This is a genomic window from Shinella yambaruensis, from assembly GCF_050859155.1.
GTDB classification, from domain to species: Bacteria; Pseudomonadota; Alphaproteobacteria; order Rhizobiales; family Rhizobiaceae; genus Shinella; species Shinella yambaruensis.
In genome coordinates, this window is record NZ_CP150638.1 from 3,153,420 (window position 1) to 3,178,810 (window position 25,391).

General features: G+C 65.8%; 25 protein-coding genes. 10 read left to right on the plus strand and 15 right to left on the minus strand.

Features of this window, described 5'->3' with window-relative positions; translation table 11 throughout:
* Positions 1-78: 78 nt before the first annotated feature.
* Positions 79-975, minus strand: a complete 897-nt coding sequence (locus WMC41_RS15395) for a TonB family protein (protein ID WP_432344498.1) — start codon at positions 973-975, stop codon at positions 79-81.
* 61 nt (positions 976-1,036) lie between these two features.
* Positions 1,037-1,468 (minus strand): hypothetical protein, encoded by a 432-nt coding sequence (locus WMC41_RS15400; protein ID WP_432344500.1) that lies wholly within the window; start codon positions 1,466-1,468, stop codon positions 1,037-1,039.
* Positions 1,469-1,701: 233 nt separating this feature from the next.
* Between WMC41_RS15400 and WMC41_RS15405 the strand changes: the two genes are divergently transcribed.
* From WMC41_RS15405 to WMC41_RS15430, 6 genes are all read left to right on the plus strand, one after another.
* Positions 1,702-2,748, plus strand: a complete 1,047-nt coding sequence (locus WMC41_RS15405; RefSeq protein WP_432344502.1) for a hemin-degrading factor — start codon at positions 1,702-1,704, stop codon at positions 2,746-2,748.
* 78 nt (positions 2,749-2,826) lie between these two features.
* The gene (locus WMC41_RS15410) at positions 2,827-3,768 is read left to right on the plus strand and encodes a heme/hemin ABC transporter substrate-binding protein (RefSeq protein WP_432344504.1); all 942 of its coding nucleotides are present in this window, start codon (positions 2,827-2,829) and stop codon (positions 3,766-3,768) included.
* Positions 3,755-4,876: a FecCD family ABC transporter permease gene (locus WMC41_RS15415; protein WP_245082217.1), complete on the plus strand. Its 1,122-nt coding sequence runs from the start codon at positions 3,755-3,757 to the stop codon at positions 4,874-4,876. Before WMC41_RS15410 ends, WMC41_RS15415 begins: the two co-directional genes overlap by 14 nt.
* Positions 4,877-4,880: 4 nt before the next feature.
* Complete coding sequence (locus WMC41_RS15420; protein WP_245082219.1) at positions 4,881-5,669, plus strand: heme ABC transporter ATP-binding protein; 789 nt, start codon at positions 4,881-4,883, stop codon at positions 5,667-5,669.
* 126 nt (positions 5,670-5,795) lie between these two features.
* A complete protein-coding gene (locus WMC41_RS15425; protein WP_245082221.1) occupies positions 5,796-6,194 on the plus strand; it encodes a glycine zipper domain-containing protein in 399 nt (132 codons plus the stop codon).
* Between the two features lie 63 nt (positions 6,195-6,257).
* On the plus strand, positions 6,258-6,689 hold the full coding sequence (locus WMC41_RS15430) for a hypothetical protein (RefSeq protein ID WP_432344507.1): 432 nt from the start codon (positions 6,258-6,260) through the stop codon (positions 6,687-6,689).
* A gap of 31 nt (positions 6,690-6,720) precedes the next feature.
* Here WMC41_RS15430 and WMC41_RS15435 read toward each other — a convergent pair whose 3' ends face one another.
* The 3 genes from WMC41_RS15435 to WMC41_RS15445 form a co-directional block, all read right to left on the minus strand.
* Positions 6,721-8,226, minus strand: coding sequence for a sensor histidine kinase (locus tag WMC41_RS15435; RefSeq protein ID WP_432344509.1), 1,506 nt, complete (start codon positions 8,224-8,226; stop codon positions 6,721-6,723).
* A 122-nt stretch (positions 8,227-8,348) separates the two neighbouring features.
* Positions 8,349-8,903 (minus strand): RNA polymerase sigma factor, encoded by a 555-nt coding sequence (locus tag WMC41_RS15440; RefSeq protein WP_024270843.1) that lies wholly within the window; start codon positions 8,901-8,903, stop codon positions 8,349-8,351.
* A 7-nt stretch (positions 8,904-8,910) separates the two neighbouring features.
* Positions 8,911-9,096, minus strand: coding sequence for a NepR family anti-sigma factor (locus WMC41_RS15445; protein WP_245082244.1), 186 nt, complete (start codon positions 9,094-9,096; stop codon positions 8,911-8,913).
* A 152-nt stretch (positions 9,097-9,248) separates the two neighbouring features.
* Between WMC41_RS15445 and WMC41_RS15450 the strand changes: the two genes are divergently transcribed.
* The gene (locus tag WMC41_RS15450; protein WP_272806258.1) at positions 9,249-10,043 is read left to right on the plus strand and encodes a response regulator; all 795 of its coding nucleotides are present in this window, start codon (positions 9,249-9,251) and stop codon (positions 10,041-10,043) included.
* Between the two features lie 380 nt (positions 10,044-10,423).
* Here the strand turns inward: WMC41_RS15450 and WMC41_RS15455 are convergent, their stop codons facing one another.
* The 9 genes from WMC41_RS15455 to WMC41_RS15495 all read right to left on the minus strand — a co-directional run bounded on the left by WMC41_RS15455 (position 10,424) and on the right by WMC41_RS15495 (position 20,563).
* The gene (locus WMC41_RS15455; RefSeq protein ID WP_288083680.1) at positions 10,424-12,007 is read right to left on the minus strand and encodes an FGGY-family carbohydrate kinase; all 1,584 of its coding nucleotides are present in this window, start codon (positions 12,005-12,007) and stop codon (positions 10,424-10,426) included.
* Complete coding sequence (locus WMC41_RS15460; RefSeq protein ID WP_272806260.1) at positions 12,007-12,699, minus strand: HAD family hydrolase; 693 nt, start codon at positions 12,697-12,699, stop codon at positions 12,007-12,009. Before WMC41_RS15460 ends, WMC41_RS15455 begins: the two co-directional genes overlap by 1 nt.
* Positions 12,700-12,778: 79 nt before the next feature.
* Entirely contained in the window at positions 12,779-14,263 is a 1,485-nt protein-coding gene (locus WMC41_RS15465; RefSeq protein ID WP_432344513.1) for a mannitol dehydrogenase family protein, read from the minus strand.
* Positions 14,264-14,319: 56 nt separating this feature from the next.
* Positions 14,320-15,093, minus strand: a complete 774-nt coding sequence (locus tag WMC41_RS15470) for an L-iditol 2-dehydrogenase (protein ID WP_245082233.1) — start codon at positions 15,091-15,093, stop codon at positions 14,320-14,322.
* Positions 15,090-16,091 carry an ABC transporter ATP-binding protein gene (locus WMC41_RS15475; protein ID WP_432344396.1) on the minus strand — a complete coding sequence of 334 codons (1,002 nt, stop codon included), beginning with the start codon at positions 16,089-16,091 and terminating at the stop codon, positions 15,090-15,092. Before WMC41_RS15475 ends, WMC41_RS15470 begins: the two co-directional genes overlap by 4 nt.
* A gap of 23 nt (positions 16,092-16,114) precedes the next feature.
* Complete coding sequence (locus WMC41_RS15480) at positions 16,115-16,939, minus strand: carbohydrate ABC transporter permease (RefSeq protein ID WP_245083430.1); 825 nt, start codon at positions 16,937-16,939, stop codon at positions 16,115-16,117.
* Between the two features lie 66 nt (positions 16,940-17,005).
* A complete protein-coding gene (locus tag WMC41_RS15485; protein WP_272806198.1) occupies positions 17,006-17,878 on the minus strand; it encodes a carbohydrate ABC transporter permease in 873 nt (290 codons plus the stop codon).
* A gap of 258 nt (positions 17,879-18,136) precedes the next feature.
* Positions 18,137-19,450: an ABC transporter substrate-binding protein gene (locus tag WMC41_RS15490; protein WP_272806263.1), complete on the minus strand. Its 1,314-nt coding sequence runs from the start codon at positions 19,448-19,450 to the stop codon at positions 18,137-18,139.
* 159 nt (positions 19,451-19,609) lie between these two features.
* The gene (locus WMC41_RS15495; protein WP_064330989.1) at positions 19,610-20,563 is read right to left on the minus strand and encodes a sugar-binding transcriptional regulator; all 954 of its coding nucleotides are present in this window, start codon (positions 20,561-20,563) and stop codon (positions 19,610-19,612) included.
* 246 nt (positions 20,564-20,809) lie between these two features.
* Between WMC41_RS15495 and WMC41_RS15500 the strand changes: the two genes are divergently transcribed.
* Positions 20,810-22,171 carry an NAD(P)-dependent oxidoreductase gene (locus WMC41_RS15500; RefSeq protein WP_432344517.1) on the plus strand — a complete coding sequence of 454 codons (1,362 nt, stop codon included), beginning with the start codon at positions 20,810-20,812 and terminating at the stop codon, positions 22,169-22,171.
* A gap of 15 nt (positions 22,172-22,186) precedes the next feature.
* The gene (preA, locus tag WMC41_RS15505) at positions 22,187-23,500 is read left to right on the plus strand and encodes an NAD-dependent dihydropyrimidine dehydrogenase subunit PreA (RefSeq protein WP_432344519.1); all 1,314 of its coding nucleotides are present in this window, start codon (positions 22,187-22,189) and stop codon (positions 23,498-23,500) included.
* A 158-nt stretch (positions 23,501-23,658) separates the two neighbouring features.
* Here preA and WMC41_RS15510 read toward each other — a convergent pair whose 3' ends face one another.
* Positions 23,659-24,297, minus strand: a complete 639-nt coding sequence (locus WMC41_RS15510; protein ID WP_432344521.1) for an exopolysaccharide biosynthesis protein — start codon at positions 24,295-24,297, stop codon at positions 23,659-23,661.
* 162 nt (positions 24,298-24,459) lie between these two features.
* On the opposite strand from WMC41_RS15510, the gene WMC41_RS15515 reads away from it, so the two are divergent.
* Positions 24,460-25,389: a DMT family transporter gene (locus tag WMC41_RS15515; RefSeq protein ID WP_432344522.1), complete on the plus strand. Its 930-nt coding sequence runs from the start codon at positions 24,460-24,462 to the stop codon at positions 25,387-25,389.
* Positions 25,390-25,391 lie beyond the last annotated feature (2 nt).

Genomic DNA, 25,391 nt, shown 5'->3' on the forward strand with positions numbered 1-25,391 from the left:
AAGTATAAACATGACTATGAAAGTCATATTTTCGTGCAAAAAATTCCCGCCGGATGGATCACGACGGGAATGCGCGCCTCAGTTGAAGACGATTGGCACGTTGAAGGCCCAGGAGGATTTTCCGGCAGCCTCGGGAATCTTGGCGAAGGGCGCGGCGCGCTGCACCGAATCGACCGCCGCCCTGTCGAGCGCCGCGATGCCCGAGCTGCGCGCGACGCGGATGCCGCTCGCCGCCCCGCTGGCGCTGACGGTGAAGCTCACCACCACGCTGCCGCGGTCGCCGCCCGAGACGCGCCGCTTGGCGCGGTTGATCTTGTTGCGCACCTTGCCCGGATAGTTCGTGACGGCCGCGTTGCCGGCCACCGACGAATTGCCCTTCTTCTGGCCGCCGACCGCCGCGGACTTCACGTCCACCGAGCCGTCGACCTCGCCACGGGTGGCGTTCTGCTTCGCCTTGCCTTTCTCGCCGGCCTTGCGGACCGGCTTTTCCTTCGGCTTCTTGCGTTCGACCTCCTTGACCGGCTCTTCCTTCTTCACTTCCGGAACCGGCTTGATCTCTTCGTCCGGCTGGATCTCCGGCTTGATTTCCGGAACCGGAATCGCGGCGATCTCCACTTCGGACGATGGCACGACGAGTTCCTCGACCGGCTCGGAGGTGATCGGATCCGTCGGCGTCATCACCTCGGTCACTTCCGGCTCGATTTCGGTCGGCTGGATTTCCGCCACTTCCTGCGGCACCGGCTCGGTAACGTCGGGCTGGATCGTCTCGGGCGTGATCGTATCTTCGGGATTGCCGGATTCCACCGCCTCGAAGGCGCCGTTGCCCAGCATGGCCACTTCCGCGACGACACCGCCGGCGATCAGCGCCTGATCTTCCTCCGGCGCAGGCGCCATGGTGAGGATCGCGGCCGCGGTGGCATGCGCCAGCAGGGAAAGGGTCCCCGCGCCGAGCCAGAGCCACTTGCTTCCAGACATGATATCACCCGTCATTCCGTTTCATGCGTCGCAGCGCCTCATGCGCCGCGCTACCCGATACTCAACCTTCGAGGCTGGCCGTTGCCTTGCTGCGCGTCACGATGCCGTCCATGCAGCGCCCCTTCTCGATGCCCTCGCCCTCGCAGACCGGCGCGTCGTTGATCAGGAGGTTCTTCACCGTCTCGCACTTGATGCCCGGCACGTCGAACTGGCGCACCTTGGACTTGCCCGCCGGCAGGTCGCGGAAATCGAGCAGCGCCAGGCGCTCGACCGTGCCCTTGTCGTTGAAGATGACGAATTCGAAGGAGACCTTCGAGACGTCCTGCGCGAAACCGTTGGCGGCGACGAAGGTGAAGAGGCAGCCCTTCTGCGAGCCTGCAAGGGCGTTCAGTTCCACGTCCAGTCCCCTGGACGCTGCGGCCTCCTGGCCTGCGGCACTGGTGATGGCGGCAGCAGAAAGCATCGCGGAAAGAAGAAGGGTGCGTACGGTCATGAACTCGCCTGTTTCATATCGATTTGCTGTCGGCCGAGAACGACGGCCGCGGTCAGTCTAACCGGTGAGTGCCAGAATTAACATGACTTTATCGTACCGGTATTGCGTGCATAGATAAATATGAGTAATGAAGTCAAGATAGTAAACGCAAAATCCGCGTCAAACCCCTGTTCCTCCAACAAAATTTACCGGGACCGGAGCAGGCGACAGGAAACTCGATCAAGGCCGAGCCCATGACCAACACGACCCGACCGACCCCCGCCGAAATCCGCGCCTTCCGCGCCGAGAACCCGAAGATGCGCGAGCGCGACATCGCAGCCACGCTCGGCATTTCGGAAGCCGCGCTCGTCGCGGCCGAGGTGGGGCTGACGGCGGTGCGCATCGACGGCGACGCCAACCGCTTCCTCGAGCGTTCGGAAGCGCTTGGCGAGGTCATGGCGCTGACCCGCAACGAGAGCGTTGTGCACGAGAAGATCGGCGTCTTCGAGAAGATCAACACCGGCAAGCACGCCTCGATCGTGCTCGGCGAGAACATCGACCTGCGCATCTTCCCCGGCATCTGGGCGCATGGCTTTGCCGTGACCAAGACGGACGGGGAACAGGTGCGCCGCAGCCTGCAGTTCTTCGACAAGGCGGGCGTCGCCGTGCACAAGGTGCACCTGCGCCCCGCCTCCAACCTTCAAGCCTACGAGGCCATCGTCGCCGACTTCCGCCTGGAAGACCAGTCGCAGGACTTCGTCGAGGTCCTGTCCGAGAAGGTCGAGGAGACCGGACCGGTGGACGTGGCGGCCCTGCGTGAGAACTGGGCGGCGATGACCGACACCCACCAGTTCTTCGGCATGCTGAAGAAGCTGAAGATCGGCCGCCAGGACGCGGTGCGCAGCGTCGGCGAGGATTTCGCCCGGCAGGTCGCCGCCGATGCCGTCGGCCACCTGATGCGCGCGGCCGCCGAGCGCGACGCCGACATCATGTGCTTCGTCGGCAATCACGGCACGATCCAGATCCACACCGGCCCGGTGAAGAACATCCAGCCGATGGGCCCTTGGCTCAACGTCATGGACCCGACCTTCCACATGCACCTGCGCATGGACCACATCGCCGAGTGCTGGGTGGTGCGCAAGCCGACCATCGACGGCCACGTCACCTCGCTGGAGGCCTATGACGCCAGCGGCGAGATGATCATCCAGTTCTTCGGCAAGCGCAAGGAAGGCATGGCGGAGCGCGCCGACTGGCGCGAGATCCTCGACAGCCTGCCGCGCCCCGACAGCGTCGCGGCCTGAGACCGCCGCAGATAAAGACGAGTGGCGCGTTCCCGCGTTTTGCAGGGGCGCGCCGGTTACCCGCGAAGGACCACGATCATGAGCAAGAGCTTCGATTTCCGCCGCGCCCGCCCGTGGGAAGTGGCCCTCACCGTGTTCGCCCTCTCCGCCCCCCTGCTCCTGCCGCTCGCGGCGACGGGCTCGAACGGCTTCATCCGCAAGGCCGTCGCCCAGGAGATGCAGCAGGTCGACAGCTCGAAGCTGGTGGCCATCGGCGGCGCGGTGACGGAGATCGTCTACGCGCTCGGCGAAGGCGACCGCCTCGTCGCCCGCGACTCGACCAGCACCTTCCCCGAGGAAGCGCTGAAGCTCCCCGATGTCGGCTATATGCGCCAGTTGTCGCCGGAAGGCGTCATCGCCGTCAACCCGACGGCGATCCTCGCCGTCGAGGGCAGCGGCCCGCCGGATGCGCTCGCCGTCCTGAAGAGCGCCGGCATCCCCTTCGAGATCGTGCCGGAAGGCTATGACCGCGCGGCGATCCTCAAGAAGATCGACGTCGTCGGAAAGTTTCTCGGCGTGGCGGACAAGGCGAAGAAACTGGAGACGACGGTCGCCGCCGATCTCGACGCGGCCGTTGCCGATGCCGCCAAGCGGCCGGAAAGCGAGCGCAAGCGCGTGCTGTTCATCCTCAGCTTCCAGAACGGCAGGGTCATGGCGGCCGGCAGCCACACGGCAGCCGACGGCATCATCGGTCTTGCCGGTGCGATCAACGCGACGGAGGGCGCCTTCGAAGGCTACAAGCCGCTGAGCGACGAGGCGATCATCAAGGCCAGGCCCGATGTCGTCATGGTCATGACGCGCCCTGGCGCCGGCAGCAGCGACGAGGAAATCCTCGCCCATCCGGCGATCTCGGTGACGCCGGCCGCCGCCAGCAAGGCGGTCCTGCGCATGAACAGCCTGCATCTGCTCGGCTTCGGCCCGCGCACCGCCTCGGCCATCCGCGACCTCAACAAAGAACTTTATGGCAATGTCTCTCAATGACGCCGTGCGCGGCAAGGACGCACGCGGTTCCTTCCTGATGCGCTCCGTCCAGTCCCGGGCGGCCGGCGACCGCACGGCGATCGCGCGCCTGACGCTCGTCGCCCTTGTCGTCGTCTCGGCCGTCGCGCTCGCCCTGTCGATCGCCACCGGCGCCTCGGACGCCTCGGCCATCAACGTCATCGGCGCGCTCTTGAGCGGCGCGGAGGACACGGCGCTCAGCGTGCGCGACCGCATCATCGTCTTCGACATCCGCATGCCGCGTGCCCTGCTCGGCTTCCTCATCGGCGCGGCGCTCGCCATGTCCGGCGCGGTCATGCAGGGCCTCTTCCGCAACCCGCTCGCTGATCCCGCCCTCGTCGGCATCTCCTCCGGCTCCGCCCTCGGCGCGGTGCTGATGATCGTGCTCGGCGCGAGCCTGCCGGCGGGCGTGATGATCGCGCTCGGCGCCTTCGCCCTGCCGCTCGCCGCCTTCGCCGGCGGTCTTCTGACGACGCTGCTGCTCTACCGCATCGCCACGCGCGGCGGCCAGACCTCCGTCGCCACCATGCTGCTCGCCGGCATCGCGATTTCCGCGCTCGCCGCCGCCATCACCGGCATTCTCATCTACATGGCCGACGACAAGCAGCTGCGCGACATCACCTTCTGGAGCCTCGGCTCGCTTTCCGGCATGACCTGGGCGAAGCTCTTCGCCGCCGGGCCAATCATCCTGCTCGCGCTTCTCGTCGTGCCGTTCCTGTCGCGCGGGCTCAATGCCATCACCCTCGGCGAGGCGGCCGCCTTCCACATGGGCGTCAAGGTGCAGCGGCTGAAATACATCGCCGTCGTCTCCGTTGCCGCCGCGGTCGGCGCCTCGGTCGCCGTCAGCGGCGGCATCGGCTTCGTCGGCATCGTCGTGCCGCATCTCCTGCGCATCGTCATCGGCCCGGATCACCGGTACCTGCTGCCGGCCTCGGCCCTTTTCGGCGGCGTGCTGATGCTCGGTGCCGACATGCTGGCCCGCACCATCGTGGCGCCCGCCGAACTGCCGATCGGCATCATCACGGCGCTCGCCGGCGCGCCGTTCTTCCTCTGGGTGCTGCTGCGCGACCGCACGAGGAACGGCTGGTAAGAACATGATCACCGCAAGAAACCTCACGGTCAGCCTTTCGGGCAAGACAATCGTGCACGGCGTGTCGCTGGAGGCCAGGGCCGGCCAATTGACCGCCATCGTCGGCCCGAACGGCTCCGGCAAGACGACCATGATGAAGGCGGTCGCCGGTGAACTGCCCAGCAAGGGCGAGATCAGCATCAACGGACACGCGCTGGCCTCGCTGGAGCCCTGGCAGCTCGCCGTCAAGCGCGCCGTGCTGCCGCAGGCCGCCACCATCGCCTTTCCCTTCACCGTGCGCGAAATCGTCCGCCTCGGCCTCACCGTCGGCCCGAACCGCCATGCCGAACGTATCGACGCGATCACCGCGGAGGCGCTCGCCGCCGTCGATCTCGCGGGCTTTGCCGGCCGCTTCTACCAGGAGCTTTCCGGCGGCGAGCAGCAGCGCGTGCAGCTCGCCCGCGTGCTCTCGCAGATCTGGGAACCCGTGCTCGACGGCGAGCCCTGCTTCCTGATGCTGGACGAGCCGGTCTCCGCCCTCGACATCCGCCACCAGCTGACGATCATGACCCTCGCCCGGCGCTACTGCGAAGGCGGCGGCGGCGTGATCGCCGTCATGCACGACCTCAACCTCACCGCCATGTTCGCCGACCACATGGTGATGATGAAGAGCGGCCGCATCGAACGCGCCGGCCGGCCCGCCGAGGTAATGACCGACGATGCGATGGAGGCGGTGTTCGGCTGCCGCATGCGCATCAACGGCGTGCCCGCGACCGGCGTGCCCTTCGTTCTGCCGCACACCGCTTCGGCCTGATTTTCCAGCGTCTTACGGAACCTTTTGCTCCCGTCGCCGTTGTCTGCACGGAAAAACCGTTCCGCCAAGGGGGTGGAGCGCTGTTCGGCCCGCGCATCCGCGGGCGACCGCAAAAGGAGAAACGGCATGGCCACCGGACTGTTTTCATCGCGCAGCAAGAGCCTTCGCAACGGGCTTCATGACGAAGCCCAGGCCGTCGAGGAGCAGATCGCGGACCTGCGCGCGGAGATCGCCTCCCTCGCCAAGCTGCTCGCCGACGACGCCACGAGCGGGGCAAGCGGCATCCGCAAGAAGGCCCGTGCCGCAAGGGCCCAGGCGAGCGAAGCCGCGCACGACCTGAAGGATCGCGCCGAAGGCGACATCCGCGACATGATCGCCGCCGGCGAGGACATCCTTGCCGAGTTCCAGGAACGCTATCGCGATTCCGGCCGCCGCGCCCGCAAGGCGGTGAAGGAGCATCCGCTCGCGACGCTCGGTGTCGCAGCCGCTGCCGGCTTCCTCCTCGCCGCCCTCCTGCGGCGCTGATCCCATCCTCCCACGATCCCGGGACGCCGGCCGGCGTCCCTTCCTATGCGGAGCGTCAAAGGCATGCTTTCACTGGGGGCCATTCTCCTGCAAAACCTCGTCACCCGCGTCACCGACCGTGTCGACGAGACGATGGACGTCGCCAAGCGCAATGCGATCGCCGGCGCTGCGATCGGCCTTCTGCTGGTCACCGCCTATGGTCTCGGCGTTGTCGCCACCGCCGTGCTGCTCGCTCAGCGCCATGGCACCGTGCCGGCGCTCTTCGGCCTCGCCGGCGGCTTCCTGCTGCTCGCCCTTATCGTGCTGGCGGTCGTCGCCATGCGCAACAAGCGGGAGCGCGAGCTGCGCCGCATCCGCCGCCAGCAGCTGGCCGCGCGCCGCGACCTGATGGCGGCAGCCACGACCGTCGCCATGAAGAAGCCCTTTGCCGCGACCGCCGTCGCGCTCGCCCTCGGCTTCCTGCTCGCGCCGAAATCCCGCCGCGACGACGACTGATCTTCCCGATATTCGCGAAAGGGCATGCCGCTCAGAGCGGCATGCGGATGACCGCCGTCACGCCCTTCGGCAGATACTCGACATGCACGCTGCTGCCGAGGACCTTGTCGAGGCTGCGCTCGATCAGCACCGAACCGAAGCCGCGCCGTCCGTCCGGCTTGACCGGCGGGCCGCCGACCTCGTGCCAGGTCATGTTGAGCACGCGCTGGTCGTCTTCCTTCACCACGCGGGCGGTGATCACCACCTTGCCCGAGCGCACCGACAGCGCGCCATATTTGCGGGCATTGGTGGCAAGCTCGTGCAGGACGAGGCCGAGGCCGACCGCCTGGTCCGGCCCCAGCTCCACCTCGTCCTTGTGGATCTCGATCTGGCCGTCATAGTCGATCGCATAGGGCATGATCTGCTTTTGCAGCAGCATCTTCAGGTGGATGACGCCCCATTCGTGGTCGCTGAGCAGGCCATGCGCCTCGGAGAGCGATTGCAGGCGGCCGGCGAAGGCATCCATGAACTCGACCGGATCGCTCGTCTGGCGCAGGGTCTGTCGGGCGAGCGACTGCAGCATGGCCAGCGTGTTCTTGACTCGGTGGTTGAGTTCGCGCAGCAGGAGCCGCGTGCGTTCGGAGGCAAGCTGCCCGTCCGTGACATCGACATTGATGCCGAGGAACACCGTCGGCCGCCCGTCGGAATCCCATTCGTGCACCCGCCCGCGCCCGAGCAGCCAGCGACCGGATTTGGCGGCCCGGAAGAGACCGTCATATTCCTTGCCCGAGGCAAGCGCATCGCGCAGGCGGCCGATGGTGACCTTGCGGTCCCCCGGATGCACGGCGGTGAAGAACTTGCGCGCCCGCATAGGCTTGGCCGGCTTGACGCCGAGCATGCGATAGAAGGTCTCGTTGCCGGAGACCATACCCGTCGAAAGATCCCACAGCCAGCTTGCGACATTGGCCGCATCGAGCGCCAGGGCATGGCGCTTCTCGTCACGCGAAAGCGCCTCGGCGGCCAGCATGCGCCGCCGGGCCTCATCCTTCAGCGTGATGAGCGAACCGGCAAGCGAGGCCAGTTGCCTCAGCCGCAGCACGGGGTCCGGGGCGGTGCCTTCGCGCGGCCTGACGTCGAAGACGCAGACCGTGCCGATCGGCTGGCCGTCCACGATGATCGGTGCCCCGGCATAAAAGCGAAGATGCGGCTCGCCATTGACGCTCGGCAGCCGGGCAAAACGCGCATCCTTGCATGCGTCGGCGATGACGAGCGGCTCCGACGCGCTTTCGGCAATCATGCGCGCGCAGAAGGAATCTTCCGACGGCGCACGGATTTCCGGCGTTCCTTGACGCGAAAGGAACCATTGATCCGTGCGACCGAGAATGGTGACAAGAGAAATCGGCGCGGAAAAGAGCCCCGCCGCGAGGCCGGCGATGTCGTCGAAATCGGGATCGGGGCCGAGAAAGACCGGCACCGCGGCGTCGAGCGCCGCCAGGCGGCCTGGAGCGTCCAGAACCGCTGCAACATCGGACGATAATGTCAGAACGTTGTCCTTCATACGCCTTCGGTATGCGATTCCGCGCCCGGTTTCACCCTTGGCTTTCGCCGGTGGACGCTCTTCGCCCCAATCCCCCTCAATTTATCCCGCCGCCCGCAGGATCGCGGGCGGCAGATGTTCCGTCATGATGCGAAGGCGCGCGACGTGATCGGCGCCGAAACCGCATCCGGGCCATAGTCGCTTTCCCCGCTCACCTGCAAGAGCTCCTGCAGGCGCTGGCGGGCGCGGTTGACGCGGCTCTTGATCGTGCCGAGCGCGCAGCCGCAGATTTCCGCCGCCTCCTCGTAGGAAAAACCGGAAGCGCCGACGAGAATGATCGCCTCACGCTGCTCGTCCGGCAGCTTTTCCAGCGCCTTCTTGAAATCCTGCATGTCGAGCGAGCCGTACTGCGAGGGATGCTGCGCCATGTTCTCCGTGAAGAGGCCGTCCGAATCCTGCACCTCGCGGCCGCGCTTGCGCATCTTGCTGTAAAGCTCGTTGCGCAGGATCGTGAAGAGCCAGGCCTTCATGTTCGTGCCCATCTCGAACTGTTCCTGCTTGGCCCAGGCCTTCATGATCGTGTCCTGCACGAGATCGTCGGCCTGGTCGTGCCGGCCGATCAGCGAAATGGCGAAGGCACGCAGGCTCGGCAGGACTGCCAGCAGTTCCCGCTTGAACGTCGTCTGTTCCTGATCCATCGTATCCTCACTCGGCCCGTTGGACGCGGCTTTCCACAGCATCCAGTTTCTCGAGAAGATCCAGGAACCTTTGGGGAAGCGCCTCATCCTGTACCTGATGGTAGAAGGCGCGAAGCTTCATCGCAATCTGCGCATTGGGGTCTTCGCTCGCGGGGGATCGTTTCCCGCCTCTTTTCTTGTCCACGCTGTTCACAGTGCCACTCTCATCTTTCATCTGCGCCTTGCGACGAATTCGGCGTGAAAATGCCCGGCGTCAAAAAAAGTTCCCGGTACCGGAACCTTAATTTGGCTTCCGCGTTCAAACCGTCAACTGCCATTGCAACAATTTCTAAACAGGGGACCCTCATGCCGATTTCCGACCGTATCGGGCCGCACCTTCCGGCGCTTCGCCGCTATGCCCGCGCCCTCACCGGAACGCAGCCTTCCGGCGACGCCTATGTGGCAGCCACCCTCGAAACCATTCTCATCGACCCCTCCGTCATGCCGGAGGGCGAGGACGACAAGGCGAAGCTCTTCGGCCTTCTCAGCCGCATCATTTCCTCCCTGCCCGTTTCGGTGAGCCGCAGCACCGTCGCCATCACGCCCGGCACCGAGGCCCCGTTCGACCTTTCCGGCGTGCCCCCGCTCGGCCGCCAGGCGTTGCTGCTGGCGACGGTCGAAGGCTTTACGGTCGAGAAGACGGCGGAAATCCTCGACGCGGAGGTGAGCGCCATCCGCGCCCTTCTCAACGCCGCCTTCGCGGAAATCGCGGCACAGGCGGAGACCGGCATCATGATCATCGAGGATGAACCGCTGATCGCCCTCGACCTTGCCCACATGGTCAACGGCATGGGCCATCGCGTCACCGGCATCGCCCGCACGCAGGCCGAGGCCGAAATGCTCTGGAGCGACAGCCGGCCCGGCCTCGTCCTCGCCGACGTGAAGCTCGCCGACGGAAGCTCCGGCATCGATGCGGTCAATTCCATCCTCGCCCGCACGGACATTCCCGTGATCTTCATCACCGCCTATCCCGAGCGGCTGCTCACCGGCGAGCGGCCGGAACCGGCCTTCCTCGTTTCCAAACCGTTCAATCCGGAGCAGGTGAAAGTACTCATCAACCAGGCTCTCCTCTTCACCCCGCAAGCGCGCGCCGCGGCCTGATCTCGCTCCCGGACGGCCGCAGCGGCGGCGCGGCCGGCGGCGGTGGGAGGCACGCCCACCGCCGCCTTTATTTAACTGGATTCTGGGTCGGTGGGAGGCACGCCCACCGCCGCCTTTATTTATCTGGATTCTGGGGCAGCAGGACGCACTCTCGCCACCCTCGGGTTTCTCGCCCGGACTTCTCACGCGCCAAAGAAAACAGCCAGCGTCTGGGAGACACTGGCTGCTTGAGTATCCACGGACCGGAGGGGGACACGGTATCGTGGTCGATCACCGGTCGAGGGCCTCGCATTTGGGGGATATGCGCTGACCGGTGACGCAAGGAAAACCCGCAGCGCACGATTTGGTTCCAGCCGGTCGGAATTTTTTTCACGCCGCCGTCAGTCGATCGCTTCCAGCTCGGCCCTGTGCCGGTGGAGTGCGAGGAACCGGCGATAATCCCGGTCATAACCGGCCTTGCGGGCGGGATCAGGAAGAAGGGTACTGCTTCCCGGATACATCTGCCGTCCCGCGGCCGGCAGATCGGCATGGAGCCCGCCGGCAACCGCCGCCGCCATCGCCGTCCCGAGCAGCACCGCATCGCCGGTCTCCGGCACCACGACCCGGCAGCCGGTGACATCCCGGTAGAGCTCCATCAGCAGCGGATTGCGCACATGACCGCCGGTGACATGCAGCGTATCGAGCGGATAGCCGCCGGCGCCGAGCTTTTCGAGGATATGGCGGATGCCGAGCGCGATGGCGACCGAGGTCCGCCAGTAGAGACGGCAGAGCCCGTCGAAGGAGGCATCGAGCGAAAGGCCGCTGATCACGCCGAGCGCATGCGGATCGGCCAGCGGCGAGCGGTTGCCGTGAAAATCCGGCAGAACATGCAGCCGCGCGGCGAACGCCTCGCCCTCCTCCGCCTGCATTTCGCGAATGCGCGCGACGATGCGCGCATGGTTCGCCGCCGAAGGCTCGCCGCCCGCGCTGTGCGTGCGCACGATATGGTCGAGCAGCGCCCCCGTCGCGGACTGGCCGCCCTCGACCAGCCACCAGCCCGGCAGCACCGCCTCGTAGTAGGGGCCCCACATGCCGAACCCGAACCGCTTCTCGCGCGAGAAGGCGACGATGCAGCTCGACGTGCCGCCGATGAGGGCGAGCTGCCGCTCCAGCGCCTCCGGTGCGCCGGCAAAGGGGCCGAGCACGCCGAGCGTACCGGCATAGGCATCGATGAGGCCGGCCGCCACCACGCAGCCGGTATCAAGGCCAAGCTCCGCGGCCGCTTCCGGCGCAAGGCGCCCGACAGCCGCGCCGACCGCCAGCGTCTCCTGCGGCAGCGCGCCGCGTTCGCGCAGGTCCTCAAGGCCGATCGCCTTCAGGAAACCGTCGTTCCACGGCTGTTTTTCATGGGAGAGATAGTTCCATTTCGCCGTCATCGTGCAGCGCGAGCGGGCATTCACGCCCGTCGCCCGCCACGCCATGAAATCGGCGAGATCGAAGACATGGCCCGTCTTCGCCCATTGTTCCGGCCGGTGGCGCTTCAGCCACATCAGCTTGGGCATTTCCATTTCCGGCGACATGACACGCCCGGAATGGAGCAGCGCCGGATGCTCCGTCGCCGTGCAGAGGTCGGCCTCCTCCAGCGCGCGGTGATCGAACCAGGCGATCGTGTCCCAGCGGGCCTCCTCGCCGCCGGAGACGGCCAGCGGCCGCCCCGCCGTATCCCTGACGACGAGCGAGCAGGTCGCGTCAATGCCGAGCGCGGCGATACGGTCCACCTCGACGCCCGCAAGCGCGCGGGCCGCCCGGATCGCCGTGCAGGCCGCCTGCCAGATGTTCTCCGAATCATGCTCGGCGTGGTCCACGCTGGGCCGGCGCAGGGCGATCGGATGTTCGGAGCGTCCCAGCAGAGTGCCGCTCCGGTCGAATACGCCGGCCCGGGCACTGCCCGTGCCGATGTCCACCGCAACGATCAGATCGCGCATCAATGCTCTTTCCCGCCGGCCTCTTCCTTGCGGACAAACTGTAACAATTCCCGCATGTCGTCAAACAGGGCGTCGGGGCCGAGGCTCAGCAGCGCGTCGCGGTGGCGCGGCGTGCGCGCATGGGAGCCGCCGGTGAAGGCGACCACCCGCATGCCGGCGGATTTCGCCGCCGTGATACCGGCCGGGCTGTCCTCCACCACCACGCAATGGCCGGGCGCGACGCCCATGGCCGCGCTGGCATGCAGGAAGAGATCGGGCGCCGGCTTGCCGCGCGCGACCATGCTGGCGCTGAAGATGTTCGGCTCGAACCTGTCGATGAGGCCGGTGACGGAAAGCGACAGGCGGATACGCTCGAGCTGGCTGGAGGAGGCCACGCAATGGGCGATGCCGAGCCCGTCCACCGTTTCGGCAATGCCGTCGATGGGCTGCAGCTCGGTGCGGAACCGCTCGTAGAGCACTTTTCGCATCGCTTCCAGAAAGGCCGCATCGATCGCCAGACCGTAATCGGCATGCAGGATTTCCGACATGCTCTTGAGGCTGCGGCCGAGGAAACGCTCATGGGCCTCCTCCGCGCTCATCGCGACGCCCGCCGCGGCCAGCGCCTCGACCAGCACCGCAATCGAGATCGGCTCGCTGTCGACGAGGACGCCGTCGCAATCGAAGATCACCAGTTCTGTCTGTTTGGCGGCCATGACGTCCCGTTCCATTGTCAGGCCCCCGTGGTACTGTCTGCTCCCTTCGTTGGAAAGCCCCGGATGTGTGGGGATTTCCTCAATTCACCAGCCTGTCGTCCAGATAGGCCTTCAGCGTCGCCCGCGTGCCCTTCTGCTGGAGGGACCGGAGCGCATGGGCAAACCGCCCGGCGAAGAGGTCGGACGCGGCAACCGTGCCGAAGATGTCCTTCAGGGCGAGGAAGGCGCCCGGGTCGCTCTTGGCCGCCGTCGCCGCCGCGCGGACGCGCTCGATATTGGGATCGTTGAAGGCGATGTCCTTGCCGCTGTCCGTCGTGCCGGCGAGATAGTGGCACCACAGCGCCGAGACGAGCGAGAGGCCGATGACGTCCTCGCCGCGTGACAGCCGGTCGGCGGTGGAGGGCAGGATGAATTTCGGCTGGCGGTTGGAGCCGTCCTGCGCGAGCCGCGGGATCGTGTCGGCGATCTTGGGGTTGGAGAAGCGGCGTTCGATCAGCGAGAAATAGTCGTTGAGGTCCGTATCCGGCACGGGCGGGATGACGGGGATGATTTCCTCGCGCTCGAGCTTGGCAAGGAAGGCGCGGATGTCGGGATCCTCCATCGCCTCGTGCACGAAATGGATATCGAGCAGCGCCGCCGGATAGGCGATCGCCGCATGGCCGCCATTGAGGATGCGGATCTTCATGTGCTCATAGGGCGCGACATCGGGCACGAACTGCACGCCGACCTTTTCCAGCGCCGGGCGGCTTTGCGGAAAATGATCCTCCAGCACCCACTGCTTGAACTCCTCGCAGAAGACCGGCCAGGCATCGTCGATGCCGTACTCCTCCGCCACGATGCCGATCTCGCGCGGGCCCGTCGCCGGCGTGATGCGGTCGACCATGCCGTTCGGGAAGGCGACATTGGCGTCGATCCAGTCGGCAAGATCGGGATCGGAGAGGCGGGCGAGGCCGGAGACCGCCGCATGCGTCACCTCGCCATTGCCCGGAATGTTGTCGCAGGACATGACGGTGTAGGGCGCAATGCCCTTGTCCTTGCGTGCCTTGAGGCCGGCGAGGATGAGGCCGAAGACCGTTTTGGGATCCGACGGCTGGGCGGCATCGGCGGCGATCGCCGGATGGGCCGGATCGAAGACGCCGGAAGCGGGATTGATGAAATAGCCGCCTTCGGTGATGGTCAGAGAGACGATGCGGATCGCCGGGTCCGCCAGCTGGGCAATGGTCGCCGCCGCATTGCCGGGCGCGAGGTAGCCGATCATCGCGCCGGTGACGCGCGCGCCGGACCGGTTGTTGTCCTGCTCGACGACGGTGGTCAAGAAGTCCTGGCCGGCCAGCTTGTCGCGCATCGCCGCGTCGGACGGCAGCACGCCGGCGCCGATGATCGCCCAGTCATGATCGAGGCCGAGATTGAAGAGGTCGTCGAGATAGACCGCCTGGTGCGCCCGGTGGAAATTGCCGACGCCGAAATGCACGATGCCCGCGGCAAGGTCGCCGCGTCCATAGGCCGGAACGCCTGCGGTCTTTTCGACCGCATCGAGGGTGGCGAGCGACAGTTTCGTGGTCATGGTCCATTCCTTCCGGTTGTCCGGTCTATTGCGAGGCGAGGTCCGCGTGGCGGGCCTCAGCTCATCCAGTTGCCGCCGTCGACATTGTAGGTCTGCGCGACGATATAGTTGCTCTCCTGCGAGGCGAGGAAGATCGCCATTCCCGTCAGGTCGTCCGCCGTTCCCATGCGGCCGAAGGGCACTTCTTCGCCGACCAGCCGCTTCTTCTCGCCGAGCGGCCGGTTCTCGTATTTCGCAAAGAGCGCGTCGACGCCGTCCCAGTGTTCGCCGTCGACCACGCCGGGCGCGATCGCATTGACGTTGATGCCGTGCTTGATGAGGTCCAGCCCTGCCGACTGGGTGAGGCTGATGACCGCCGCCTTCGTCGCGCAATAGACGGCGACCAGCGCCTCGCCGCGCCGCCCGGCCTGGCTCGCCATGTTGATGATCTTGCCGCCGCGCCCCTGCGCGATCATCTGCCTTGCCGCCGCCTGGAGGGTGAAGAGCGTGCCGGCAACGTTGATCGAGAACAGCCTGTCGTAGCTCTCCCGCGTGATCTCGACGATCGGCGCGAGGTCGAACAGCGCGGCGTTGTTGACGAGGATGTCGATGCCGCCGGCCTCCTTCACGCAGGTCGCGATGGCCGCGTCGATCGACGCCTGCCGTGTCACGTCCATCTCGACCGCGTAGGCGGCCGGCCCGATCTCGCCTGCCGTCGCCTGCGCCCGCCCGATATCGATGTCGGCGATGGCGACCCGCGCGCCCTCGCGCATATAGGCCTCCGCGAAGCTGCGGCCGATGCCGCGCGCCGATCCCGTGATCAGCGCGCTTTTGCCCTCGAGCCGTTTCATCGGCTGGCGTTCCCGTTTTGGTCGAAGCGATGGATTCGCGTTTCGTCTGGCGTTAGGAAGACGGTGTCGCCGTGTGTTACGGGGAAGTCGCCGCCGGCGCGCACGGTGAGCATGCCGATGGCCTCGGCATTGACGTGCAGGAAGGTGTCGGAGCCGAGATGCTCTGCGACGCCGACGACGCCCTTCCAGGTGCCGCCCTCCTTGGACAGGCGGATATGCTCCGGCCTTATGCCGACGGTCGGGGCGTTCCAGGGCCTGGCCGCCTCGCCCTTGACGAAGTTCATGCGCGGCGAGCCGATGAAGCCGGCGACGAACAGGTTGTCGGGCTTGTTGTAGAGATCGAGCGGCGAGCCGACCTGCTCGATGTTGCCGGCGTTCAGCACGACGATCTTGTCGGCCATGGTCATCGCCTCCACCTGGTCGTGGGTGACGTAGATCATCGTCGTCTTCAGCTGGTGGTGCAGCTCGGAGATCTCCAGCCGCATCGTGCCGCGCAGCGCCGCGTCGAGGTTGGAGAGCGGCTCGTCGAACAGGAAGGCCGAGGGCTCGCGCACGATCGCCCGGCCGATCGCCACGCGCTGGCGCTGGCCGCCGGACAGCTGGCCAGGGCGGCGTTCGAGATAGTTGGTCAGGTTGAGCACGCGCGCCGCTTCCGCCACCTTCTTCTCGATGACGGCCGGATCGGTCTTGGCCATCTTCAGGGGGAAGGCGATGTTGTTCTTCACCGTCATGTGCGGGTAGAGCGCATAGGACTGGAACACCATGGCGAGCCCGCGCCTGGCCGGGGCGGCCGATGTCACGTCCTTGCCGTCGATCTCGATCGTGCCGCTCGTCGTGTCCTCCAGGCCCGCGATGAGGCGCAGCAGCGTGGACTTGCCGCAGCCCGACGGGCCGACGAAGACGACGAACTCGCCGTCCTCGATCGTCAGGTCGATGCCCGGAATGACCTGCGTGGCGCCGAAGCTCTTGTTGACCTTTTTAAGGATGATCTTGCCCATGATGGTCCCTCCCGTCTGTTTCGTTACTTCACGGCGCCGAAGGTGAGGCCGCGGACAAGCTGTTTCTGGCTGAACCAGCCCATGATCAGGATCGGGGCGATGGCGAGCGTCGAGGCCGCCGAGAGCTTGGCCCAGAACAGACCCTGCGGGCTGGAGAACGAGGCGATGAAGGCGGTCAGCGGCGCGGCGTTCGTCGTCGTCAGCCGGATCGTCCAGAAGGCCTCGTTCCAGGCGAGGATGATGTTGAGCAGCATGGTGGACGCAATGCCCGGCACCGCCATCGGGGTCAGCACGTAGACGATCTCGCCCCACAGCGACGCCCCGTCCATGCGCGCGGCCTCCAGGATCTCGCCGGGGATCTCGCGGAAATAGGTGTAGAGCATCCAGATGACGATCGGCAGGTTGATCAGCGTCAGCATGACGGTGAGCCCGACGCGGCTGTCGAGCAGGCCCGTGTCGCGGAAGATCAGGTAGATCGGCACCAGCACGGCGACGGCCGGCATCATCTTGGTCGACAGCATCCACATCAGGATGTCCTTGGTCCTTCTCGTCGGCGAGAAGGCCATCGACCAGGCCGCCGGCACGGCGATCAAGAGCGCCAGCAGCGTCGAGCCGACCGAGATGATCACCGAGTTCAGGAAGAACTTGAAGTAGTTGCTCTGCGCCTGCACGGCCGCGTAGCTCTCCACCGTGCCCGACGGCAGGATGTCGAAGCCCTGGATCGCCTCGGTCTCGGACTTGAACGAGGTGATGATCGTATAGAGGATCGGGAAGAAGAGGATCAGCGCGATGATCCAGGCGGCGATGGTGAAGACGGCGGTTCGTCTTGTCGAGACGGCTCTGGCCATGGTCTTGTCCTCCCTAAAGGCTGTTCCGGGACCGTGCGGAGCGGTTCCGTCCGGAACGGCGGTAAACTACTTGTCCAGGTTCTTGCCGACGGCGCGCATCAGGAAGAAGGCGACGATGTTGGCGAGGATGACGGCGATGATGCCGCCGGCCGAGGCGCCGCCGACGTCGTAGCCGAGCAGCGCCGTGCGGTAGATCAGGAACGGCAGGTTGGTCGAGGCATAGCCCGGCCCGCCGTTGGTGGTGACGAGGATCTCCGCATAGACGCCGAGCAGGAAGATCGTCTGGATCAGGATGACGACGGTGATCGAGCGGGAAAGGTGCGGCAGCGTCAGGTAGACGAAGCGGGAGACGAAGCCGGCCCCGTCCATCTCCGCCGCCTCCTTCTGCTCGCCGTCGAGCGATTGCAGCGCGGTCAAGAGGATGAGGGTGGCGAACGGCAGCCATTGCCAGGCGACGATGATGATGATCGAGAACAGCGGATACTGCGCGAACCAGTCGACCGGCTGCAGCCCGACGGCGCGGTTGATGTCCGCCAGCACGCCGTAGCCCGGATGCATGATCATGTTCTTCCACACCAGCGCTGCCACCGGCGGCATGACGAAGAAGGGCGAGATGATCATGATGCGCACGATGCCCTGGCCCCACATCGGCTGGTCGAGCAGCAGCGCGATGGCGATGCCGCCGACGACGGTGATCAGCAGCACCCCGCCGACGATCAGGAGCGTGTTCCAGATCGACTGGAAGAAGGCCGGGTCGGTGTAGAAATACTGATAGTTGAACAGCCCCGCCCAGCTGACATTGGCCGGGTTCAACAGGTTGTAGTTCTGGAACGAGAACCACAGCGTCATCGCCAGCGGAACGATCATCCACACCAGAAGCAGCCCAACTGAGGGCGCCAACATCAACCGCGCCAAACCACGCGTGTTCTCCGTCGCCATGCTTTCATCCTCCCGAAAGCCGGCATGGCCGGCCTGTACAATCGCTTTACGAATTTATGGCGCAGCCCGCCCCTCACCTGCCTGCCGGCATCCTCTCCCCGTAAACGGGGCGAGGAACGATGGGCGCGCCGTTTTCCTCCTTCTCCCCGCCTGCGGGGAGAAGGTCCCGGCAGGGGGATGAGGGGCGGACCCGGATCAGCACTCGTCTATCGGCTGCCCGGAGCGCGTCCGGGCAGCCTGTCCTTGGGGAGGAGGTAATTACTTGATGTAGCCGGCGCGGGTCATTTCGCGTGTCGTGACCTGCTGGGCCTGGGCGAGCGCGTCGTCGACCGACATCTGGCCGGCGAGCGCGGCCGAGAAGAGCTGGCCGACCGTCGTGCCGAGACCCTGGAATTCCGGGATCGCCACGAACTGCACGCCGACATAGGGCACCGGCTTGACGGCCGGGTTCTTCGGATCGGCGGCGTTGATCGAGTCGAGCGTCATCTTGGCGAAGGGCGCGGCCGCCTCATAGTCCGCATTCGCATAGAGCGAGGAGCGTGTGCCCGGAGGAACGTTCGCCCAACCTTCCTTCTCCGCGACGAGCTTGGTGTAGTCCTTGCTGGTCGCCCAGGCGATGAACTTTTCCGCCGCCTCGGCCTTCTGCGTGCCTGCGGGAATGGCGAGGTTCCAGGCCCAGAGCCAGTTGCCACGCTTGCCGAGGCCCGTATCGGGGGCGAGGGCATAACCAACCTTGTCGGCGACCGTCGATTCCTTCGGGTTCGAGACGAAGGAGGCGGCGACCGTGGCGTCGATCCACATGCCGCAATTGCCCTGCTGGAACAGCGCCAGGTTCTCGTTGAAGCCGTTCGAGGACGCGCCCTGCGGGCCGGCATCGTTCATGAGCTTGACGTAGAAATCGAGCGTGTTCTTCCATTCCGGCTGGTCGAACTGCGGCTTCCAGTTCTCGTCGAACCAGCGGGCGCCGAAGGCGTTCGCCGTCGCCGTCAGGAAGGCCATGTTCTCGCCCCAGCCGGCCTTGCCGCGAAGGCAAATGCCGTTGATGCCGGCCGTGCGGTCGGTCATCTTGCGGGCGGCGTCGGCGATGAACTCCCAGGTCGGCGCGTCGGGCATGGTGAGCCCGGCCTTCTCCATCAAGTCCTTGCGGTACATGACGAAGGAGGATTCGCCGTAGAACGGCGCGGCGTAGAGCTTGCCGTCCTCGCCCGTCAGACCGGCGCGGATGGCCGGCAGCAGGTCGTCGACGTCGTAGTCGGCGCCGAGATTGTCGAGCGCCACGAGCCAGCCCTGCTTGGTCCAGATCGGAACCTCATAGGTGCCGATCGTCATGATGTCGTACTGGCCGCCCTTCGTCGCGATGTCGGTCGTGACGCGCTCGCGCAGCACGTTCTCCTCGAGCGTCACCCAGTTCAGCTCGATATCGGGGTTCTTGGCCGTGAAATCGTCCGTCAGCCCCTGCATGCGGATCATGTCGCCATTGTTGACGGTGGCGATGGTGAGTGTTTCGGCATTGGCGAAACCGCACAGGAGCGCAGCCGAGCAGGTGCCCAGCAAAAGGGTCTTCAAATACATTATCTTCCTCCCAGAAAGGTATTGAGCATTTGCTTTGCTCATGAGCAATTACTCGCATATTGCCGCAACAAGTCAACGGCCAATCGTTGCTGCACCGCACAAAGCATGGCAGCGGCCGTTGAATCTCATAGAGAATTTTTACCGGGACAGCGGCTCGGATCAGGCCGAAAGCAGGTGGCGGGCGGTGGCTTCGTCGGTGATGACGCCGTTGATCATGCGCCCGCGAAGCGCCGCCAGAAGCGCCGCATACTTGCGCTTGCCCTTGGCAAGGCCGATGACGGTGGTGGTCTCGCGCGGCGGCAGCGGCACGGAGGCGACACGCTCGTTGATACTGCCTTCGAGCAGTTTTCCGTCCCGGTCGAACATCCAGCCGCAGATCTCGCCGGCGGCCCCCTCCTCCATCAGACGGGCCATCTCCTCCGGATCGAGGAACCCGTCGAGGCAGAGCGGCGCATCCGCGCCGAGCTCGCCGATGCCGACGAAGGCGACGTCGGCCTCGCGGCCGAGCTGCAGCGTCGATTGCACGAGGCTCTGCTTGTGCAGGAGGTCGCGCTCCTCCGTGGAGGAGACGAGAACCGGCAGCGGCATCGGATAATGCCGGGCCTTCACCGCATCGGCCATGGAGAAGATGACGTTGTAGTAGGCCGCCGAACCGTCCGGCCCGATATTGCCGGTCAGCGACATGATGCGGTGCTGCGGACATTCCATCGCCGGAAGCTGGTCGATCGCCGCCTTCAGCGTGCGCCCCGTGCCGACGGCGAGCACGATCGGCTCGGATTTCTTCAGCCAGCGCTCGATCTCCGCCGCACCTGCCTCCGCAATGCCGATCGTCGTGGAGGTGGAGCCCGGATCGCTCGGCACGATATCGACATGCACGAGGCCGAACTTCTTCTTCAGTTCCTCGCCAAGCTCCAGGCATTCGGCGATCGGGTGGTCGAGCCGCACCTTGATCAGCCGCTCGGCGACGGCGAGTGAGACGAGGCGCTGCGCCGACTGGCGGGAGATGCCCATGGCCGCGGCGATCTCGTCCTGCGTGCGGCCCGCGACATAGTAGAGCCAGCCGGCCCTTGCCGCATCGTCCAGCCGCCCGGTGGTTTCCGCCCGCTTCGCCATGGTTTTCCCCTGCTGTTCCAGACGATTTGCTGCATCTTTTCCGGCGACCTGTCAAACGCCATCTGATGGCGCAGCCGGAACAGCGCTCCGGAAAGCGGCAGAAAAACATAACCATAATTCTCATGTTTATTTTCGCTGGAAGCCCTGAAAAACCAGCCTTTCTTTTGAAATTTTACCGTTTGATAAAAAAATAAAGCTGGGTTACCGTTCTCTCATCGAAAAAGCCCACGCGAATGGGAGATAATCATGGGAACGACGCAATCTGGGATCCATCGGGGGCGTCTTGCGCCGGCCGAATACGAGACGAACTTTTCCGACCTTCATCCGCGCCTCGACGATCACGAGGCCTTGGTCGCCGCCGACCGCTGTTACTTCTGCTACGACGCGCCGTGCATGACGGCCTGTCCCACCTCCATCGACATTCCGATGTTCATCCGCCAGATCTCGACGGGCAACCCGATCGGCTCGGCCAAGACCATCTTCGACCAGAACATTCTGGGCGGCATGTGCGCCCGCGTCTGTCCCACCGAGACGCTCTGCGAGCAGGCCTGCGTGCGCAACACCGCCGAGCAGCGCCCGGTGGAGATCGGCCGCCTGCAGCGCTACGCGACCGATGTCGCGATGACGGAGAACAAGCATTTCTACGAGCGCGCCGCCCGCACGGGCAAGGCCGTGGCGGTCGTCGGAGCCGGCCCGGCAGGCCTCGCCTGCGCCCACCGCCTCGCCATGAACGGCCATGACGTCGTGATCTTCGAGGCACGCGAAAAGGCCGGCGGCCTCAACGAATACGGCATCGCCACCTACAAGGCGGTCGATGATTTCGCCCAGGCGGAAGTCGACTACGTGCTGTCCATCGGCGGCATCGAGGTGAAGAACGGCCTGAAGCTCGGCCGCGACTTCACGCTTGCCGACCTCACCGCCAATTTCGACGCCGTCTTCCTCGGCATGGGCCTTGCCGGGGTCAACGCGCTCGGCGCGGAGGGTGAGAACCTGCCCGGCGTGGTCGACGCGGTCGATTTCATCGCCGAGCTGCGCCAGGCGACGGACAAGGCGACCATCCCGGTCGGCCGGCGCGTCGTCGTCATCGGCGGCGGCATGACGGCGATCGACGCCGCCGTGCAGGCGAAACTGCTCGGCGCGGAAGAGGTGACCATCTGCTACCGCCGCGGCAAGGAGCACATGAACGCCTCGGAATTCGAGCAGGACCTTGCGGCCTCCAAGGGCGTGATGATCCGCCACTGGCTGCAGCCGAAGCGCGTCATCGCGCGCGACGGCCATGTCGCCGGCATCGAGGTGGAATATACCGAGATGCGGGACGGCAAGCTGACAGGCACCGGCGAGACCGGGGTGCTGGCCGCCGACCAGATCTTCAAGGCCATCGGCCAGACCTTCGAGGCTGGCGGTCTCGGTTCGCTCGCCATGGTCGGCAACCGCATCGCCATCGACGCAGAAAGCCGCACGTCCATCGCCAATGTCTGGGCGGGGGGCGACTGCGTGAAGGCCGGCGAGGACCTGACGGTCACCTCCGTCGCGCAAGGGCGCGATGCGGCCGATTCCATCAACCGCATGCTGGCCGCCGGTGCGCAGCCCGCCGTTGCCGTCGCTTGAAGGGGAGGATGAGACATGGCTGATCTTCGCAACAATTTCGTCGGCATCAAATCGCCCAACCCTTTCTGGCTGGCCTCCGCGCCGCCGACCGACAAGGCCTACAATGTCGAGCGCGCCTTCAAGGCGGGCTGGGGCGGCGTGGTCTGGAAGACGCTCGGCGAGGAAGGCCCGCCGGTCGTCAACGTCAACGGCCCGCGCTACGGCGCGATCTGGGGCGCCGACCGCCGCCTGCTCGGCCTCAACAATATCGAACTGATCACCGACCGCGACCTCTACACCAACCTGCGCGAGATGAAGCAGGTCAAGATGAACTGGCCGGACCGGGCGCTGATCGCCTCCATCATGGTGCCCTGCGAGGAGGAGAGCTGGAAGGCGATCCTGCCGCTGGTGGAAGAGACCGGGGCGGACGGCATCGAGCTCAATTTCGGCTGTCCGCACGGCATGTCCGAGCGCGGCATGGGCGCGGCCGTCGGCCAGGTGCCGGAATATATCGAGATGGTCGTGCGCTGGTGCAAGCAGTACACCCGCATGCCGGTCATCACCAAGCTGACGCCGAACATCACCGACATCCGCAAGCCGGCCCGTGCCGCCAAGGCAGGCGGCACGGACGCCGTATCGCTGATCAACACGATCAACTCTATCGTCTCCGTCGACCTTGACAATTTCGCACCGAACCCGACGGTCGGCGGCAAGGGCACCCATGGCGGCTATTGCGGCCCGGCGGTCAAACCTATCGCCCTCAACATGGTCGCCGAGATCGCCCGCGATCCGGAGACCTACGGCCTGCCGATCTCGGGCATTGGCGGCATCACCACCTGGCGCGACGCGGCGGAGTTCCTGGCGCTCGGCGCCGGCAACGTGCAGGTCTGCACGGCGGCGATGACCTACGGCTTCAAGATCGTGCAGGAGATGATCACCGGGCTCTCCAGCTGGATGGATGCCAAGGGCCACCGCAGCCTCGACGACATCATCGCCCGCGCGGTGCCCAACGTCACGGACTGGCAGTACCTCAACCTCAACTACATCGCCAAAGCCCATATCGACCAGGACGCCTGCATCAAGTGCGGCCGCTGCCACATCGCCTGCGAGGACACTTCGCACCAGGCGATCACGCAGTTCGTTGATGGCGTCCGGCATTTCGAGGTGATGGAGGACGAATGCGTCGGCTGCAACCTCTGCGTCAACGTCTGCCCGGTGGAGAACTGCATCACCATGGTCGGCCTGGAGCCCGGCGTCCTGGATCAGCGCACCGGCAAGCCGGTCGATCCGAACTACGCCAACTGGACGACCCACCCGAACAACCCGATGGCGCGGCAGGCCGCGGAGTAGACGGCGCAATTGCCCCTCACCCTAACCCTCTCCCCGCAAGCGGGGAGAGGGAACGTGCCCCACGAACCGGTAATGACCGAGGAAAACGGCGCGGCATATCTCCTTCGCCCCGCTTGCGGGGAGAAGGTGGCCGGCAGGCCGGATGAGGGGCTGTCCCATCACCCGAAGAAATGAAAACTCTGCCCCGCGCTATAGGCCAGAAACGCAAGCGCGGCGAAATAGACGATCGTCAGCGCCACCATCACGTAGCCCGCAAGCACCACCAGCCCGTCGCGCTGCGAAATGCCGGCGGCGAGCAGGAGGATGGCGACGCCGGGAAGTGTGTTGGAGAAGGGAATGAGCCCGAGCGGCGCCATGAGCAGCAGCCCCGCCCCCATCAGCACCAGCCCGTTGATGCGGTTCATAAGCGCGCCGGTCGTGAGCGCCGTCATGCGCGGCTTGAAGAACCGGTCGATCTTGCGCAGGAACGTCACCCCGCGCTCCAGCACGGGCCGGAGCTTGCCGCTCTCGAGCCGCCGGTCGGCGACCTTGCCGGGCAGCCAGGGCAGCCGGTTGAGCGTGATCGCCGCGCTGATCAGCACGATGCCGGCGCCGAAAACGGTGGAGACGCCGGGGATCGAGACCGGAAAGAGGAACGGCAGAGACAGGAAGGCGCAGAGCAGCAGCAGGCCGCTTTCGCCCATCATCGCGAGCAGGTCGCGCAGCGTGATGTGCTCGCCCTTGATCGACTGGATGATGTCCTCGAGCAGTTCGCTCGTCTTGCGGTCCGTGTCCTTGAAGCCGATGGCCGTCGTCATGCAATGTCCTCTCGCGTGCCGCCGGCCTATGGGCGGCGATTGCGGCTTTCCTGTGGGAGCGGCGCACCCCGATTTTTCGCACTTGCGGACAAAAGACCGCTGCGCACACTTGCCGGAATTGCTCTATGAGCATGCCGCGCCGCAGACAATAGGATGATTTTCTTGACGAAGCGTATGCCGGCCCCGGCAGGCCTTTCCATTCACGCCAAAGGCCACGAAAAGCTGAAGGGCCACCTCGCCATGCTGCTCTTTGCGGTGCTGATCGCCGGCTCCTTCTCCTTCGGGGGGCTTGCGGCGCGCGCCATGGAGGCCGAGCCGTTGATGCTCTGGCGCTATATCCTGACCGTCGTCGTGATGGCGGCGCTCGCCTTCGGCGCCTTCCGGATTCCGATGGCCCTGCCGAAGCAGGCCTGGCGCTTCCTGCTGCTCGGCGGGCTGATCGCCGTCTACATGCTCACCATGTTCATGGCGCTGGAATTCACCAGCCCCGTCGCCACCGGCGCGGTCTTCACGCTGATGCCGCTCCTGAGCGCCGGCTTCGCGCTGCCGGTGCTCGGGCAAAGGACCCGGCCCGGCGTGCTCGCCGGCCTTCTCATCGCCGCCGCCGGCGCTGTCTGGGTCATCTTCCGCGGCAATATCGAGGCTATCCTCGCCTTCGACATCGGCGCGGGTGAGATGATCTTCTTCGTCGGCGTCATCTGCCATGCGCTCTACGTGCCGCTGATCCGCCGCTTCGACCGGGGCGAGCCGGCCGTCGCCTTCGGCTTCTGGGTGACGGTGGGCGCGACGCTCTGGCTGGTGCCGCCCGGCATAGGCGGCCTCATCGAAACGGATTTTTCCGCCCTGCCCGTCGCCGTCTACGCCGCGGTCACCTATCTCGCTGTCGTCACCACGGCCGGCACCTTCCTGCTGCTGCAATATGCCTCGATGCGCCTGCCCGCCTCCAAGGTGCTCGGCTACGGCTACCTCACGCCGAGCTTCATCATCCTGCTCGAAGGGATTCTCGGCCATGGCTGGGCAAGCCCGCCGGTGCTGGCCGGTGCCCTCGTCACCGCCTGCGGCCTGGCGCTGATGGCGTGGCTGCCGGATTGATT

Bases quoted from the DNA above. Each gene is read 5' to 3' on its own strand.
- WMC41_RS15395 (WP_432344498.1), bottom strand. From the start codon at position 975: ATGTCTGGAAGCAAGTGGCTCTGGCTCGGCGCGGGGACCCTTTCCCTG.
- WMC41_RS15400 (WP_432344500.1), bottom strand. From the start codon at position 1,468: ATGACCGTACGCACCCTTCTTCTTTCCGCGATGCTTTCTGCTGCCGCC.
- WMC41_RS15405 (WP_432344502.1), top strand. From the start codon at position 1,702: ATGACCAACACGACCCGACCGACCCCCGCCGAAATCCGCGCCTTCCGC.
- WMC41_RS15410 (WP_432344504.1), top strand. From the start codon at position 2,827: ATGAGCAAGAGCTTCGATTTCCGCCGCGCCCGCCCGTGGGAAGTGGCC.
- WMC41_RS15415 (WP_245082217.1), top strand. From the start codon at position 3,755: ATGTCTCTCAATGACGCCGTGCGCGGCAAGGACGCACGCGGTTCCTTC.
- WMC41_RS15420 (WP_245082219.1), top strand. From the start codon at position 4,881: ATGATCACCGCAAGAAACCTCACGGTCAGCCTTTCGGGCAAGACAATC.
- WMC41_RS15425 (WP_245082221.1), top strand. From the start codon at position 5,796: ATGGCCACCGGACTGTTTTCATCGCGCAGCAAGAGCCTTCGCAACGGG.
- WMC41_RS15430 (WP_432344507.1), top strand. From the start codon at position 6,258: ATGCTTTCACTGGGGGCCATTCTCCTGCAAAACCTCGTCACCCGCGTC.
- WMC41_RS15435 (WP_432344509.1), bottom strand. From the start codon at position 8,226: ATGAAGGACAACGTTCTGACATTATCGTCCGATGTTGCAGCGGTTCTG.
- WMC41_RS15440 (WP_024270843.1), bottom strand. From the start codon at position 8,903: ATGGATCAGGAACAGACGACGTTCAAGCGGGAACTGCTGGCAGTCCTG.
- WMC41_RS15450 (WP_272806258.1), top strand. From the start codon at position 9,249: ATGCCGATTTCCGACCGTATCGGGCCGCACCTTCCGGCGCTTCGCCGC.
- WMC41_RS15455 (WP_288083680.1), bottom strand. From the start codon at position 12,007: ATGCGCGATCTGATCGTTGCGGTGGACATCGGCACGGGCAGTGCCCGG.
- WMC41_RS15460 (WP_272806260.1), bottom strand. From the start codon at position 12,699: ATGGCCGCCAAACAGACAGAACTGGTGATCTTCGATTGCGACGGCGTC.
- WMC41_RS15465 (WP_432344513.1), bottom strand. From the start codon at position 14,263: ATGACCACGAAACTGTCGCTCGCCACCCTCGATGCGGTCGAAAAGACC.
- WMC41_RS15470 (WP_245082233.1), bottom strand. From the start codon at position 15,093: ATGAAACGGCTCGAGGGCAAAAGCGCGCTGATCACGGGATCGGCGCGC.
- WMC41_RS15475 (WP_432344396.1), bottom strand. From the start codon at position 16,091: ATGGGCAAGATCATCCTTAAAAAGGTCAACAAGAGCTTCGGCGCCACG.
- WMC41_RS15480 (WP_245083430.1), bottom strand. From the start codon at position 16,939: ATGGCCAGAGCCGTCTCGACAAGACGAACCGCCGTCTTCACCATCGCC.
- WMC41_RS15485 (WP_272806198.1), bottom strand. From the start codon at position 17,878: ATGGCGACGGAGAACACGCGTGGTTTGGCGCGGTTGATGTTGGCGCCC.
- WMC41_RS15490 (WP_272806263.1), bottom strand. From the start codon at position 19,450: ATGTATTTGAAGACCCTTTTGCTGGGCACCTGCTCGGCTGCGCTCCTG.
- WMC41_RS15495 (WP_064330989.1), bottom strand. From the start codon at position 20,563: ATGGCGAAGCGGGCGGAAACCACCGGGCGGCTGGACGATGCGGCAAGG.
- WMC41_RS15500 (WP_432344517.1), top strand. From the start codon at position 20,810: ATGGGAACGACGCAATCTGGGATCCATCGGGGGCGTCTTGCGCCGGCC.
- preA (WP_432344519.1), top strand. From the start codon at position 22,187: ATGGCTGATCTTCGCAACAATTTCGTCGGCATCAAATCGCCCAACCCT.
- WMC41_RS15510 (WP_432344521.1), bottom strand. From the start codon at position 24,297: ATGACGACGGCCATCGGCTTCAAGGACACGGACCGCAAGACGAGCGAA.